At 42.4% G+C, this 15,414-nt stretch carries 14 protein-coding genes; 7 read left to right on the top strand and 7 right to left on the bottom strand.

The features are described from left to right. Nucleotides 1-721: 721 nt before the first annotated feature. The 6 genes from serS to proC are packed head-to-tail and all read left to right on the top strand — an operon-like array spanning nucleotide 722 to nucleotide 7,100. A complete protein-coding gene (serS, locus tag CHX27_RS06305; protein WP_094485917.1) occupies nucleotides 722-1,993 on the top strand; it encodes a serine--tRNA ligase in 1,272 nt (423 codons plus the stop codon). 48 nt (nucleotides 1,994-2,041) lie between these two features. Then, nucleotides 2,042-3,826: a tetratricopeptide repeat protein gene (locus CHX27_RS06300; RefSeq protein WP_094485916.1), complete on the top strand. Its 1,785-nt coding sequence runs from the start codon at nucleotides 2,042-2,044 to the stop codon at nucleotides 3,824-3,826. Between the two features lie 3 nt (nucleotides 3,827-3,829). Continuing rightward, nucleotides 3,830-4,153, top strand: coding sequence for a DUF4286 family protein (locus tag CHX27_RS06295; protein ID WP_094485915.1), 324 nt, complete (start codon nucleotides 3,830-3,832; stop codon nucleotides 4,151-4,153). Between the two features lie 9 nt (nucleotides 4,154-4,162). Continuing rightward, nucleotides 4,163-4,954: a 16S rRNA (adenine(1518)-N(6)/adenine(1519)-N(6))-dimethyltransferase RsmA gene (rsmA, locus tag CHX27_RS06290; protein ID WP_094485914.1), complete on the top strand. Its 792-nt coding sequence runs from the start codon at nucleotides 4,163-4,165 to the stop codon at nucleotides 4,952-4,954. Next, nucleotides 4,935-6,287, top strand: coding sequence for a magnesium transporter (gene mgtE, locus CHX27_RS06285; protein WP_094485913.1), 1,353 nt, complete (start codon nucleotides 4,935-4,937; stop codon nucleotides 6,285-6,287). Before rsmA ends, mgtE begins: the two co-directional genes overlap by 20 nt. Before the next feature lie 36 nt (nucleotides 6,288-6,323). After that, complete coding sequence (gene proC, locus CHX27_RS06280) at nucleotides 6,324-7,100, top strand: pyrroline-5-carboxylate reductase (protein WP_094485912.1); 777 nt, start codon at nucleotides 6,324-6,326, stop codon at nucleotides 7,098-7,100. 136 nt (nucleotides 7,101-7,236) lie between these two features. Here proC and CHX27_RS06275 read toward each other — a convergent pair whose 3' ends face one another. Next, complete coding sequence (locus tag CHX27_RS06275) at nucleotides 7,237-7,917, bottom strand: ComF family protein (protein WP_094485911.1); 681 nt, start codon at nucleotides 7,915-7,917, stop codon at nucleotides 7,237-7,239. A gap of 113 nt (nucleotides 7,918-8,030) precedes the next feature. Continuing rightward, nucleotides 8,031-8,795 carry a prohibitin family protein gene (locus CHX27_RS06270; protein ID WP_094485910.1) on the bottom strand — a complete coding sequence of 255 codons (765 nt, stop codon included), beginning with the start codon at nucleotides 8,793-8,795 and terminating at the stop codon, nucleotides 8,031-8,033. Nucleotides 8,796-10,226: 1,431 nt separating this feature from the next. On the opposite strand from CHX27_RS06270, the gene CHX27_RS06265 reads away from it, so the two are divergent. Continuing rightward, on the top strand, nucleotides 10,227-11,771 hold the full coding sequence (locus tag CHX27_RS06265; RefSeq protein ID WP_094485909.1) for a glycine--tRNA ligase: 1,545 nt from the start codon (nucleotides 10,227-10,229) through the stop codon (nucleotides 11,769-11,771). Nucleotides 11,772-11,907: 136 nt separating this feature from the next. Here CHX27_RS06265 and CHX27_RS06260 read toward each other — a convergent pair whose 3' ends face one another. The 5 genes from CHX27_RS06260 to CHX27_RS06240 form a co-directional block, all read right to left on the bottom strand. Then, nucleotides 11,908-12,558: a hypothetical protein gene (locus CHX27_RS06260; RefSeq protein ID WP_094485908.1), complete on the bottom strand. Its 651-nt coding sequence runs from the start codon at nucleotides 12,556-12,558 to the stop codon at nucleotides 11,908-11,910. A gap of 94 nt (nucleotides 12,559-12,652) precedes the next feature. Then, nucleotides 12,653-12,862 carry a hypothetical protein gene (locus tag CHX27_RS06255; RefSeq protein WP_094485907.1) on the bottom strand — a complete coding sequence of 70 codons (210 nt, stop codon included), beginning with the start codon at nucleotides 12,860-12,862 and terminating at the stop codon, nucleotides 12,653-12,655. Beyond that, entirely contained in the window at nucleotides 12,859-13,623 is a 765-nt protein-coding gene (locus tag CHX27_RS06250) for an HNH endonuclease (protein WP_094485906.1), read from the bottom strand. The genes CHX27_RS06255 and CHX27_RS06250 overlap by 4 nt, the downstream gene beginning before the upstream one ends. Then, on the bottom strand, nucleotides 13,613-13,960 hold the full coding sequence (locus tag CHX27_RS06245) for a hypothetical protein (protein ID WP_133063427.1): 348 nt from the start codon (nucleotides 13,958-13,960) through the stop codon (nucleotides 13,613-13,615). The genes CHX27_RS06250 and CHX27_RS06245 overlap by 11 nt, the downstream gene beginning before the upstream one ends. A 350-nt stretch (nucleotides 13,961-14,310) precedes the next feature. Next, entirely contained in the window at nucleotides 14,311-15,024 is a 714-nt protein-coding gene (locus CHX27_RS06240) for a 3'-5' exonuclease (protein ID WP_094485904.1), read from the bottom strand. Nucleotides 15,025-15,414: the final 390 nt, after the last annotated feature.

The raw sequence follows: 15,414 nt of genomic DNA, 5'->3' as shown, positions 1-15,414 counted from the left end.
TTCCCACGTACGAAATTCCCGGAAATAAATTTTACGGAAAAACCGGATATCTAGAAAGATTTTGAGATTTCGAAATTTCGAGATGAAAAGATTAGGGGAACACCGTGTTTCACAAAGTTTTTCACAATATACACAACGCTGCCTTCGATAAGCTTAGGCGCTGACGATACGTGGTTTCGGTTGGGCAAAACGAAACGTTCAGTGGCGATCGTCACAAAGTCTTTCCCGATAGCTATCGGGACTCCAATCTTTATACTTAATACTTCCTAAAAAATTTACGGAAAACCCGTAATGGTAGGAAAATTTGTTTTGTAACTTCGCACCACGGGGCGGGGGTGGTACTTCCCAGTATATAGTATACCCTTGCTCAAAATTCAAAGTTTTCACCAAAGAAAATGTGTTTGAAGCGCCAACCGTCTTTCCGATTTTTCAGCTCGATCTCTAAAACCAAACGAAAAACATAAAGCGGGCAGTCAAACTCGTAACACGAAAAGACATCCAAAATTCTAAAAAAAGCAAATCGAATTAAATTGGTTAAGTGTCTAATTATTAAACAATTGAGCATAAATTCCGTCATCAAGCAACAAAAAGCATCGATTTCCAATTCATTCAAAACAAAAAACAAGACCGCCGTTCATTCAAAACGAACACTTTTGAACGCAGTTTACCAACCATACACACGGCTTTTTAGTTAAATTTGCACGCTTTACAATTTTTTCAAATGCTACAAACAACTTACATCCGCGAAAATACATCCAAAGTGCTTGCTGCCTTGGCCAAACGAAATATCGATGCCACGAAAACAGTTGAAGAAATATTGGCACTCGACGACAACAGAAAAGCAACGCAACTGGCGCTCGACGAAGTGCTTACCCAAGCCAATGCCCTTGCAAAAGACATCGGAAATTTGATTAAATCGGGCGAAAACGCTAAAGCTCAAATTCTCAAAGAAAAAACCGCTCACCTCAAAGAAGAGAGCAAAAAACTGTACGAGAAACTCGACGAGTTACAAGCTGCACTTTTACCCTTGCTGTATAGCTTGCCCAACACGCCTGCCGATAAAGTAGTTCCCGGAAAAAGTGCCGACGATAATGAAGTGGTTTTCACTTCGGGAATCATCCCTGAACTGGGTGCCGATGCCGTTCCACACTGGGATTTAATCAAAAAATACGACATCATCGATTTCGAACTCGGAACCAAAATTACAGGTCCGGGCTTCCCAATTTACAAAGGTAAAGGCGCCAAATTACAGCGTGCGCTCATCAGCTACTTCCTCGATAAAAACATCGATGCGGGTTACCAAGAATTTCAGGTTCCACATTTGGTAAACGAAGCGTCGGCGTACGGAACTGGGCAACTTCCCGACAAAGAAGGTCAAATGTATCATGCTGCTAAAGACGATTTATACCTCATTCCAACAGCCGAAGTTCCCGTGACGAACATCTTCCGAGATGTCATTCTCAAAAGCAACGAACTTCCTGTTCTAGCCACCGGATATACACCTTGTTTCCGTCGTGAGGCCGGTTCATGGGGTGCGCACGTTCGCGGTTTAAATCGTTTGCACCAATTCGATAAAGTTGAAATTGTACGCATCGAAAAACCCGAAAACTCGTACGCTGCTTTGGAAGGCATGGTTGAACATGTGAAAGAAATTTTAGAAGAATTGAAATTGCCGTATCGAATTTTGCGTTTGTGCGGCGGCGACATGGGCTTTGCCTCTGCTATGACCTACGATTTTGAAGTATATTCCACCGCGCAGGGTCGTTGGCTGGAAATCAGTTCGGTTTCCAATTTCGAAACCTTCCAATCAAACCGTTTGAAATTGCGCTACCGCGACGAAGACGGTAAAAATCATTTGGCGCACACACTAAACGGATCTTCGTTAGCGTTGCCACGTGTTTTGGCAGGAATTTTGGAGAATTACCAAACGCCAGACGGAATCGTAATTCCAGAAGTACTTCGCAAATACACCGGATTCGACATTATTTCGTAAGTACACATACGGTTTCGCCGGCAGTTTCGTTAGCTTTTTAGAACGCATATGAAAAAATATTTTTGGATACTGCTTTGTCTTATTTCGCTGACTTCGTTTGCACAAAACGAACAGATTGCCGCGCAGTATTTCGAAAAAGGCGATTTCGAAAAAGCCGTACTTAGCTACGAAGAATTGTTCGCGAAAAATCCGGGACATAACGGACATTTTGCACGCCTGATCGAAAGCTTACAGCAACTTAAGCAATTCGACAAAGCCGAAACACTGCTGAAAGAGCGCTTGCAACGCTACAAACAACCTAACCTTTACGTAGATTTAGGCTACCTCTACGCGGCCAAAAAAGAAGAGACAAAAGCAAAAGAGAACTACCAATTAGCCGTTGAAGAAGTTCGCAAAAATTCGGTTCAAGTTTATGCTGTTGCCAACAGTTTCGAGAAGTATGTGCTGCTCGACTACGCACTTCAAGTGTACGAATTGGCAACAACTGCCGATCCGCGCTTGAATTTTAATTTTCAAATCGCAGTGATTTACGGACAGCAAGGAAAAACCGATTTAATGATCGAGAAATTTCTTGATGAAGCGAAGAAAAATCCGACCATGCAAATTAGCATACAAATGCAACTCAGTCGGTTTATGATGGGTGAAGATAAAGGCGACGAGACCTTTACAGCAGCTTTACGGAAAGCGCTCATTCAGCGTTCGCAAAAAGATCCAGACGTTTTCTGGAACGAGTTTTTAAGCTGGTTTTACATTCAACTTAAAGAATACGACAAGGCATTTGTTCAGCAAAAAGCGATTTTCAAAAGAAATCCGGACGTTTTTTATAACATCCTCAATCTGGCAAATTTAGCTTATGAAGATGATGATGTAGAAACCGCAAAAGGTGTGTACGAATTCGTACTTGCCAATACAACCGACGTTGATTTAATTATTGATGCCAAGACGTTTTTGCTTTCAGATACGATTAACAGAGCGAAACCAGCCGATTATCCGGCGATCGATGCCAATTTCGCGGCCTTATATGCAGAGTTTGGAAGAAGCGCCATAGTTTATCCGTTGTTGCTCATCCAAGCAAATTTCGAAGCATTCAATAAAGAAAATCCGAATATGGGTATTCAAATTTTGAAAGATGCTTTGAAAATGCCGCTCAACCGCACGGAAATCGCCGAGGTTAAAATGAATATGGCCGACATATTGCTGTTCGACGAGAAGTTTAACCAAGCTTTACTCTATTACGCACAAGTTTCGGAAGATTTTAAAAACGACGCCATTGGCCACGAAGCCAATTTAAAAGCAGCTAAAACCAGCTACTATCAAGGCGATTTTACCTGGGCGCAACAACAATTTAAAGCGCTAAAGTCGGCATCTACACAACTTATTGCCAACGATGCACTCGAGATGTTTTTGCTAATTAGCGATAATACCGTTGCCGATTCGACACAAACCGACTTAAAGCAATTGGCAAAAGCCGACTTTTTCCTGTATCGCAGAAAAAATACGTTGGCACTTGAGATTCTTCAAAGTTTACTGAAAAGCAACAAAACACAGGAGATACTCGACGTTACTAACATTCGTCTTGGTAATTATTTTAACGAAACCGGCGCATATAACGATGCGTTAACCTACTATTCGACCGTTATATCGAATTTTCCGGAAAGCGTTTATCTCGATGAAGCTTTGTATGCTTCGGGACTGATTTACGAAGAGCGTTTGGCTGATGCCGAAAAGGCGAAAAGTTTTTACGAAAAGGTTATTTTCAATCATCCCGACTCCATCTTTTTTGTGGATGCTCGGAAGCGCTACCGTTTACTCCGTGGCGATAAAAATCTTTAACACATGATCATTTATAATGTAACCTGCAACGTGGATAAATCCATTCACGACCAGTGGCTGCGCTGGATGAAAGAAACACATATTCCCGAAGTTTTAGCAACCGGAAAGTTTATTGCTGCCCGATTGGTGAAAGTTTTGGTGGAAGAACCCGAAGGCGGAAGCACGTATGCCGTACTGTACACAGCCCAAAACCGCAGCGATTTGGAAAGCTATTACCGCCACGATGCGCCGCGCTTGCGCCAAGACGGACTTAAACTTTTTGGTGATAAAATGCTCGCATTTCGCACCGAACTTCAAGTTGTAGAAGACTTTTACCAAAATACCTAAATCCGTTTCATGCAAAAAGTATCCGCTAAAAAACACCTCGGACAGCACTTTCTCACCGATGAGAATGTAGCTCAGAAAATTGCCGAAACCCTTAGCGGAACCGGTTACGATAACGTACTTGAAATTGGTCCGGGAATGGGTGTTCTTACAAAATATCTGCTTAAAAACGAAGGCTTTAAAACTTCGGTTATTGAAATCGATACCGAATCGGTTGCGTATTTAAAAACACATTATCCCGAACTGGAAAACCGAATTTTGTCGGCAGATTTTCTCAAAACAGACATCACCGCGTTTTTCGATCGCCAAGCCTTTGCCATCATCGGAAACTTCCCGTATAACATTTCCTCGCAAATTGTTTTCAAAATGTTAGAAATCCGACAATTTGTTCCGGAATTCTCAGGGATGTTTCAAAAAGAAGTTGCCGAACGCATCTGCGAACGCGAAGGTTCAAAAACGTACGGGATCTTATCGGTATTAGTGCAAGCTTTTTACGACGCCAAATACCTATTCACTGTTTCCGAAAATGTATTCAATCCGCCACCGAAAGTAAAAAGTGGTGTCTTGAAACTCACTCGAAAAGAAAATTTTACGCTTCCTTGCAACGAAAAATTGTTTTTTACTGTAGTGAAAACAGCTTTTGGCCAGCGACGCAAAACATTAAGAAATAGTTTAAAATCGCTCGCTTTGTCGGACGGTTTACGATTAGATAGTATCTTTGACAAGCGTCCGGAGCAACTGTCGGTCGGCGAATTTATCGAACTCTGCGAAAAAATAGGAAACGATGGAATTCAAAATCAGTAAAGATTTAATATCGCGCTTTGAGCAACTCATTGAAACCCGCCAAGATTCGGAACTCGAGTCTATTTTAAATGAATTGCACCACGCTGATATTGCCGAAATTCTCGACGAACTCGATTTTGAGCAAGCTACTTATATTTTCCGCGTTTTAGATTCGGAGAAAACAGCCGAAATCCTTCTAGAACTCGAAGACGATCTTCGGGAAAACATCTTAAACAGACTTTCGCCAAAGGAAATCGCCGAAGAGCTCGACGAACTGGAAACCAACGATGCAGCCGATATTATTGCCGAGCTTTCGCAAAGCAAAAAAGAAGAGGTAATTTCGGAGTTACAAGACGTTGAGCACGCCAAAGACATTGTAGAACTGCTCCGTTACGACGAGAATACCGCCGGTGGTATCATGCATAAAGAGTTGGTGAAAGTCAACGAAAACTGGAACGTACTTACTTGCGTGAAACAAATGCGGATTCAAGCCGAAAACATTTCGCGTGTACATTCGATTTACGTTGTGGACGACGAAGACCGTTTAAAAGGCCGCCTTTCCCTAAAAGATTTGCTCACCACCTCAACCAAAACGCCGATTAGCGACGTGTACATCAGCAAATTAAACTTTGTGAAAGTAGACACGCCCGACGTAGAAGTGGCGCGCATCATGCAGAAATACGACTTAGAAGCCATACCCGTAATTGATGAATTGGGACGTTTGGTAGGTCGGATTACCATAGACGATATCGTAGACGTAATTAAAGACGAAGCCGACAAAGATTACCAGTTGGCGGCAGGTATCTCGCAAGACGTTGAGGCCGACGACAGTGTGTGGGAACTCACGAAAGCACGTTTACCTTGGTTGGTTTTGGCGCTATTAGGCGGTTTTATCACGGTTCATGTGCTTAAACTGTTCGAAGCGGCTATGGCCGATCATGGAACGCTGTTTTTCTTTATTCCACTGATAGCTGCGATGGCCGGAAATGTAGGCGTACAATCGTCTGCAATTATTGTTCAAGGTTTGGCAAACGATACGTTGAGCGGTTCGTTGTTTAATCGGTTGCTCAAAGAAATTTCGTTGAGCTTACTTAACGGTTTAATTCTCGCGGGCGTTTTGCTACTTGGAACACACTTTTTGCTTGGTGTCGACTCGGTTATAGGAATGATTGTTACCATCGCACTGGTTTCGGTAATCGTAATTGCTTCACTTATCGGTACGTTTGTGCCGTTGTTGCTGAACAAAGCGGGCATCGACCCTGCCTTGGCAACAGGACCGTTTATCACCACAAGTAACGACATTTGCGGAATTATGATTTATTTCACCATTGCGAAACTGATACTTGGCTTCTGACGCTGAATCGATTACTTTTGGTGAAAACCCAAACGTATGAATATTTTAATTGTTGGCGGCGGAAATCTGGGTACGGCCATTGCCATTGGTTTACGAAATGCCTATCCAACACACACCATTACGGTTACACGCCGAGACATAGCTAAGATTGCGTATTTACACGATCGCGGTATAGCAACAGCTACAGATTCCAAGCAATTTGCTACTTCAGCCGATTTAATCATTCTTACTATAAAGCCGCATCAGGCGGAGGCTGTCATTGAAAATCTTATGCCTTTTTCGACAAATACCATTATTGCCAGTGCGGTAAGTGGTTTGTCTTTAGAACGATTGCAGGCGCTTACGCAGAATACTAAAAACGTGGTTCGTATCATGCCGAATATAGCCGCACAATTCAATGCGTCGGCTACGTGTATCGCAGCAGGAGAACCGGCGCGCGAAGCAGCAAATGTGGTGAGTGAATTGTTTAGTGCTTTGGGAACAGCTCCAAAAATTGAAGAAAAATTGATGGATGCAGCTACAGTTCTTGGCGCTTGCGGTACAGCTTATGCCTTGCGCTACATCCGAGCATCGATGCAAGCCGGCATTGAAATTGGCTTCGACGCACAAACAGCTTTAGCTATTGCAGCGCAAACGGTTAAAGGCGCAGCCGAATTATTGATGCAAGAAAAAGTACATCCGGAACAACTCATCGATCGAGTAACTACACCACAAGGCTGCACGATAGTGGGCTTAAACGAAATGGAGCACGAAGGTTTTAGCTCCTCGTTAATAAAAGGAATTAAAACGTCGTTGAAGCAGATTAAAGGGTAAAGAAAAAAGCTACAGTTGAAAGTTCGTGTCTGTTAAGCTACTATTCCAGCATAATAAGGATATGTGACGCAGTAATCTTGTCTATTTCTATTGCTAAATCAAATATTTAAAGTAAATAGTTTATTATCAAGTAGTTTTAAACCGACATAGCCATCGTAACGATACTCAACTTTACACCCGGAATCCGACTAAGTACCTGACCGCATTGCGTTAAGGTGCTGCCGGTTGTTAACACATCGTCGACCAACAAATAGTGGCCCGGAGGCGTATCGGAAAACGGATTTAGTCCGAATATTCCTCCTGCCTGACCCAAGCGCTCCGATTTATTCTTGGTCGTTAGGGTTTTTCGATAACTGTTTCGCAGTAAAAGCGTATCGTTGTATGTGGCTCCCAGTGCCGAAGCCAACGTTTGAGCAAAACGATCTACCTGATTGTATCCGCGCTCACGCAATCGGCGGCGGTGCAACGGAACCGGAATCACATAATCTACCTGCTCGAGCGCCGGAACCTGCTTTAAATCGGCGGCATACCAATACGCAAAAAGTTCGCCGATTTGCTGCTGACCTTTATACTTAAGTTCGTGAATGAGCTTTTGTGCAATATTCGACTTACTGAAATACACGAAACACGAAACAAACGCCAATTCCAAACGTCCGCTAAACTTCGATGCCGCTTCGGTTTCACGATACAAATGGTAATTTGTTAATGCCAACTCGTGCCTACACTGGGTACAAATTACGCGCTCGCCCGTTCCCAGCAAATTCCGACAACCGCAACAAACCGGCGGATACAATACGTTGAGTAAATCGCTTAACATCTTTTTTTAAGCAAGTTACAACCGTCTAAATTCTCGATTTTACGGAAAACCCGTAAATTTCAAACTTATTTCGGCATACTGTTTCCGCCTGCTGCGTAGCTGTTTGTGCCGTTTTAGTCGATTAACATCGGCGTTTTTCCGTCGGTTATGATAATCTTGCTGTTTTGAGATTTCGATAGTTCCTGAAAAGCTTCAATAGAACGCAGGCGAATGATATCGTTGTTGAGTCCTTCTGAAAGGATTTTCTGCGAATCGCGCGTTCCTTTTGCTTCGATGATTTTACGCTCGGCTTCTAATTTTTCTTGTTGCAAAACAAATTCCATACGCATGGCATCTTGCTCTGCTTGCAGTTTGCGTTCAACCGACTTCGCTAAACCGTCGGGCAATTGAATGCTCTTCATCAAAACCGATTCGATAACGATGCCTTGTTTGTTTAAGATCTCGGCCATTTTAGCGCTAATTTCGGCTTCGATGGTGGCGCGCATACCCGAGTGCATATCTTTTGCAAAGAAGTTGGAACTCACATCGGCTGCTGCCGAGCGAAACACGTTTGAAATAATATTTTCATAACCTAAACCATAAGTACGAATGATTGTTGGCACCTTGGCTTGTTCGAGGCGATACAAAATAGACACCTGAGTTAAAATACTCAAACCTTCTTTACTGGGTAAACTCAGGTTCAATTCCAGATCGTTTGTTTGCACCGATGCTTTGATTACTTTACTGGTGAAGGGATTGAAGAACACCGGCCCTTGCGAGGTTACTTCGTCGGATAGTTTTCCGAGTTTTTGGCGAACGCCCACTTCTCCGGGTCTAACAATTGCGCAATTCGTGAACAGAACGGCACTTAAGAAAGAAAACGTAATGGTTCGTATCATGATGTTGTTGTTTTCTTCAAAGATTGTTCTCAAACCACTAAAAAATAGCCAACTAACTGCTAATTTTATGCTAATGAAATCAGAAATTAACAGTTTTGAAAGCCGCTTTTTTTGTTGGTTTTAACAGTTAGGAGCGTTGGGTAGTTTACGTGTCGGCGGTTGAGCTTGTAGAAGGCTAACTGCAAAGACTTTTAGTATTAAGATTGGAGTCCCGATAGCTATCGGGAAAGACTTTGCGACGTTCACCACTTTACGTATCATTTTGCCCACCTGAACCCGCAATTCGTCGGTTCCTGAGCTTGTTGAAGGATGGTGGTTGAGATTGTCGAAGGCTGAATTTCTTTTTTATTTGGGCAGCATTTCCGGCTTTCGGCTGTATCTTTTTATTCCGCTTCGCTCCAAAAAAAGGATGCCGCCTCTATCCGGGCTGCGAAAATCGCTACCGAGAAAATGGTTCAACTTTTGATGAGTTTACCACTTTACGTATCGTTTTGTCCAACTTAACCTGCAATTCGTAGGTGCCTGAGCTTGTCGAAGGCTTTTTTTAGAAGCTAGTTCCGATAGCTATCGGAATCGATGAATTCACCATTTTACGTATCGTTTTGTCCTACCTAACCCGCAATTCGTCGGTTCCTGAGCCTGTCGAAGGCTAGTGCATTTTTTTGTTGGCTTGACACGTTCTGTGTTTTCCTCAACAGTTCTACATTCCGAAATAATCTGTGAGTTTCGGTGTTTTCTGTGCGCTGTAAAAGCTAATGCCTGAGCGGGTCAAAGGCGGCGTATTGAAGGGTTAACCGCAAAGGACGCGAAGATTTACGCAAAGGTCGCAAAGAGTTTTTTAAGTATTAAGATTGGAGTATTAAGTATTAAGACTGCGTGACGTTCACCACTTAACGTGTCATCTTCCCGCCTAACCCGCAATTCGTTGGTGGTTGAGCGGGTCAAAGGCCGGTGTCTGAGCTTGTCGAAGGCTAACTGCAAAGACTTTTATTATTAAGATTGGAGTATTAAGACGTCGCGACGTTCACCACTTAACGTATCATTTCCCCAACTTAACCCACATATCGTAGATGTCTATACCCAAGTATTGTCGGTGCCTGAGCCTGTCGAAGGCGCATCTTTGACTTTTTTCGCTTTTTCCCATTTTTTCGCTTTTTTCAATTTTTTCAATTTTTTCCCCTCTTTTCCGGGTGAGCGATAGCAGCGGCATACTTTTTTGCGCTACGGGATTTCCACTAGGGTTTTCGCAAAAAAGATACAGCGGATAGCGCGACGGCGGCTCCGCGAAACGTTGGCGAAGCGCTATGCATAAGACGCCGGCACCCCCAAAAACCTAAAAATACCTTCGTAAAGCTAACTTCTTCTAAAACCGCTTTTTGATTTTTTCAATCGCAAGCGCGCTCTCGAAATTTCTTTTACTTTTGCAGCATTATGGCAAAACAAGACGATTTATTTAAGAACGTTGTATCACACGCTAAGGAATACGGATTTATTTTCCCTTCGAGCGAAGTGTACGACGGCCTGAGTGCTGTGTACGATTATGCACAAAACGGCGTAGAACTTAAGAAAAACATCCGCGAATACTGGTGGGCCGCAATGGTGCAACTGCACGACAATATTGTTGGCCTTGACGCAGCAATTTTAATGCACCCAACGACCTGGAAAGCTTCGGGCCACGTAGATGCGTTTAACGACCCGTTGATCGACAATAAAGACTCGAAAAAACGCTACCGTGCCGACGTGCTCATCGAAGATTACTGCGAGAAATTACAACAAAAAGCCAACAAGGAAATCGAAAAGGCTAAAGCGCGTTTTGGCGATGCCTTCGACGAGCAAACCTTTATAACTACCAACGCACGTGTGGTGGAATATTTGGAGAAAAAGAAAGCCATTTTACAACGCATGGCGAAATCGCTCGATGCCGGCGAACTCGACGACGTTAAAGCCTTGATCGAAGAATTGGAAATTGCCGATCCGGATACCGGTTCTAAAAACTGGACGGAAGTGCGCCAATTTAACCTGATGTTTGGCACCAAATTAGGCGCATCGGCAGAAAATGCAATGGATTTATACCTGCGCCCGGAAACGGCACAAGGTATTTTTGTGAACTTCTTGAACGTGCAGAAGTCGGGCCGTATGAAAATACCGTTTGGTATTGCACAAACCGGAAAAGCATTTCGAAATGAAATCGTTGCGCGCCAGTTTATTTTCCGCATGCGCGAATTCGAACAAATGGAAATGCAGTTTTTTGTAAAACCCGGCGACGAAATGAAGTGGTACGAATACTGGAAAGAAACGCGCTTAAACTGGCACTTATCGCTTGGTTTGGGTCGGGAGAAATACCGTTTTCACGATCACGAAAAACTAGCGCACTACGCCAACGCCGCTGCCGATATCGAATTTGAGTTTCCGTTCGGATTTAAAGAATTAGAAGGTATTCACTCGCGTACCGATTTCGACTTGAAAGCGCACGAACAATACTCCGGACGCAAAATGCAGTATTTCGACGCCGAAGAGAACAAAAACTACACGCCCTATGTTGTGGAAACCTCGGTGGGTCTTGACCGTATGTTCCTAGCAATTTTTGCCACAGCACTTACCGAAGAAACGCTGGAAGACGGCTCTACACGTACGGTATTGCGACTTCCGAGCGTACTAGCGCCAACCAAAGTTGCGGTTTTACCTTTGGTGAAAAAAGACGGCTTACCGGAACTTGCCAAAAGCATTTGCGACGATTTGCGTTGGGAAACCACCGTAGCCTACGACGAAAAAGACGCTGTGGGCCGACGTTACCGCCGCCAAGACGCACTGGGAACGCCGTTTTGTGTTACGGTTGACCACCAATCGCTCGAAGACCAAACAGTTACTATACGTCACCGCGACAGCATGCAGCAAGAGCGCGTAAAAATCGTGGATCTTGCGGGCATCATTCACTCGGCTACGAGTATGAAGCAGTGGTTGAAGCAGTGTTTTTAGATCGTTGCGTACGCAAAAGAGTGCCTCAATATTCGAATTTGCTTTATTGGTGCACTATAAAAAAATAGTTAGAAGCTCGGAGTAAATCCGGGCTTTTTTGGTTTTGAAGGGTGAGTAGTTGTTTTTTGACTAATCCCTATTCGAAATCAATTATTCGTCTCATTTGATCTAAGGTACTCAAGCTTATTGCGTTAGAAAAATGAGTGTGTATTCTAATGTTTTCGTGTCTTAACACGTCAACACTGATTTTCGGTGTGGTTTCTATTTTCTGAACCGCTTTAAAAATTTGTTTTTGCTTTAAAATTAGCCGTAAATCTGTTATTATTCCTGGCGAAACGAAAACTATTTTAGTTTTATCTTCAAAGTAACTTTCTAATTTCAATAGATGTTTCTGATTGTCGTTCGACATTAAATAAGAAAGAAAAGATTTACGGTTTGAACCCGACATACCTGTCGTAGGGAAAGGCAATAATTCTACAAAAGATATGTTTTTTGCATACTCTGAAGTTAGCTTCATATTACTAAACATTCTGTGGAAACGCTTTCCATCACCTTTATAATCAGGCAATAAAAAGGGGTGATGAACTCCTTTGCTTTCCCAAAAAGCTACGCCATCTTGAAGATAGCTTTCAATTTGAGGAAATGAGGACTGCTGCTCTACGTTAGCTGCCCAATTAGGATCGCGACCAACAAAGATAAATTTAGCTGTTTCTGGATTTGCTCCTTGAAATGATTTGTGAGCATACAGCTCGTTTAATCGTTTAGATGGGTGTCTTTGGTAGGTCATGAGCTCGATAGAAATTAAACAGAGACGATTTATTTTGGTTTAAGTAGTGTTTACTAATTGTAATGTAAAGGCCAACAAAACCTTCTTTATGTTTTTACCTTTTAACCATGTCAAGTTCAGGAATATAAAAATCTATCCAACCTAGTGCCTCATTTAGACCTTTAATAAATGCTTGCTTTTCTTCTACTGAATTAAACTGATATTGTTTTACGTTCAGCTCTGTCTCTTCTTTAGTAAATGGCTCGTTGTTGCTAAATTTTAGTACTTGCTCTTTGCCAAAGATTACTTCTAAGTTGTATTTCATTTTATGAATATATTCTGATAGTAATAATCTAAAAACGCTCTTGAAGGAAGGAACTTGTCGGGCAACGTAATTTTATGATTTTTAAACTTTAAGAAAAAATCTTTCACTGCCTCTTCTTTCTCAAACTCCAAAATGGCATCCGATATCTTAACGACGAAATCTGGGCTTATGGTTATAAAACCTTTATCGAATGCCTTATCATGAATGGAATTTAAGCAAATTCCGTTTCTAGGATTCATTCTTTCTTCAACATTTTTTGACCAAGGAATAATATGACTTGCAACAAGAAAATCTGGAATTGACAGACCCGAAATGCAGCATTTAAAATAATAGGAAGATAGAACTGTTGATCTAAAGAAACTTTGATTTACTCTTTGCTTTACCAAAACTTGTCGATCAAGACCTTCTTTCACATCTTCAATATCTAGTCCCGTTGATTGTTCTATTGTTTTTTGGGAAAACTTTGCGATTAACAACTCGCTTTCGTATGCAAGCTTATCCCAATTCCCATGGAATTCATTCCAGACAACTTCCTCAAGTTTACTTCCATGAGAAAGTCCAACAATACCCTGTTGCTTTAACTCCGGATCAAGTCTACCAAAATTGCCAACTTTCATATTTAGTGCTGAAGGACTTCGACCTAAAATGTTAGCATATTTAATTATTGTTGCATTTGACTTACTGCTTGCTTTAAAAGGTATCTTGCAGTAAACATTAAATGCAACAATCGTCTCTTCCATCGTCCAAGGATTACTCTTCATCTCTATCGATTATTTGAATTTTATTCTCTCGCAGTAAATCATAGAAATTCCTATACGCTTCGTCTTTGAGTTGGCTTTCGAGTTCCGTGATCTCGGCTTGAATTTCGCCATTGCTGTAAAACGTTTTTTCATTCACTTGTACTGGTGTTACTTGTTGATCTTCAAGAAGCTTCCATAAATCATTGATGTAAGCTATTCGTTCATCCGATTGATAGTCGTCAAGAAACCAAATTAAAAAACCCTCTAGATCATTATTGGGATCCGGAAGTTTTGCAATTTCTGCGTTTCTGAAAAAATCGCCAGGATGAACGCGATACTTAAATAAAACTTCGCTCATGATCATGATTTTACCTGTGAGTATAAAGTAGTGACTTTGATAGAAATAATTCCTTACAACATTTACGCCTCCAATTTACTCAAAAATCAAACGCTCTGTAAATTTTTATAAAAAACAGTTGTTGGGCTGTTTGAAAAATAATTACTGCGCACAATTTCCTCCCTGCGCACATTCGATCGTTAACGTTTGGTACGTTAGCGATGGCAGCGAAAATCCAACCACGAGCGGCCGTTGCCGAGTGGCACCCCGATAGCCATCGGGGATAGCTAACAGCCCGGCCCGCTACAACCGCACTTGTCGTAAGGATGAACAGCGGGCAACGACCAAATAAAACAGCTAGTAGCTACTGTTTAAAACTTTAGAATTTCGTCGGGATCTAAAAGGGGTTCGTTGCGCAGACGCAGCAGTACTTGAGCGCAGGCAACAACGTCTTTCTCGCAGTAGAGAATAATGCGATCAATGTCGTTTTCGCGGTAAAAAACGTTAGCTACATCGGCGCCGGAAATGTCGTCTTTGCTGCTCGGAATGCCTAAAACGGCTGTTAGCAATTTAAGCGAGGTGTAGTGTTTAAAATCGCCGAATTTCCACAAATCGAGCGTGTCGATGTGTGCAATTTCCCAAGGTTTCTTTCCAAAAAACTGCAACTTCTCGGGAAGTTTTATGCCGTTGATCAGGAAACGCCGACACAAAAACGGTAAATCGAACTCCTTGATGTTGTGTCCGCAAAACACATATTGTGCCGACTCGTAATTTTGCGACAAATGGTTGGCGAATTCCTTTAACAACTTTGGCTCCTCGCCGTAAAACGAGGTTACGCGAAAATTCCGAACATCGCGACGTACGGCAAACTGTCCGAGCGAAATGCAAACCACTTTGCCAAACTCGGCCCAAATGCCGGCTTTGTGATAAAAGGCCGCTGCCGTCTCATCTTCCTTGCGCTGATAACGGGTTTTTTCTTCGAAAAGTTCTTGAGATTCGGTATCGAGCTGGGAGAAATCGGCCGCTAACGGAACCGTCTCGATATCAATAAATAACAAATGCGATACATTAATTTTTTCTATCATGGCGTGTATGTTTAAAAAGTAAAAGTAAGGATTTTTTAGCGTATTAAGATTGGAGTATTAAGTATTAAGATTTTGATGAGNGAGCAGCGGGTTGGAGGTGGCATTGTGGACATTGTGAAAAACTTTGAGAAACATTGTGCTCCCTCGGCGCCTGAGCCTGTCGAAGGCAACCGCAAAGGACACGAAGATTTACGCAAAATTCGCAGAGCGGTTTTATTGTAGTATTAAGATTGGAGTATTAAGTATTAAGACTTCGATGATTTCACCACTTAACGTATCGTTTTTTTAGAAGCTAGTCCCGATAGCTATCGGGATTGCGACGTTCAGCATTTTACGTTTAATGTTCCCGATCTAACCCACGTGTCGTTGGTGCCTGAGCTTGTCGAAGGC

Origin of the sequence: Flavobacterium aurantiibacter, assembly GCF_002251775.1 — a bacterium.
GTDB lineage: Bacteria > Bacteroidota > Bacteroidia > Flavobacteriales > Flavobacteriaceae > Flavobacterium > Flavobacterium aurantiibacter.
This window is presented reverse-complemented; position numbering and strand designations above follow the sequence as displayed.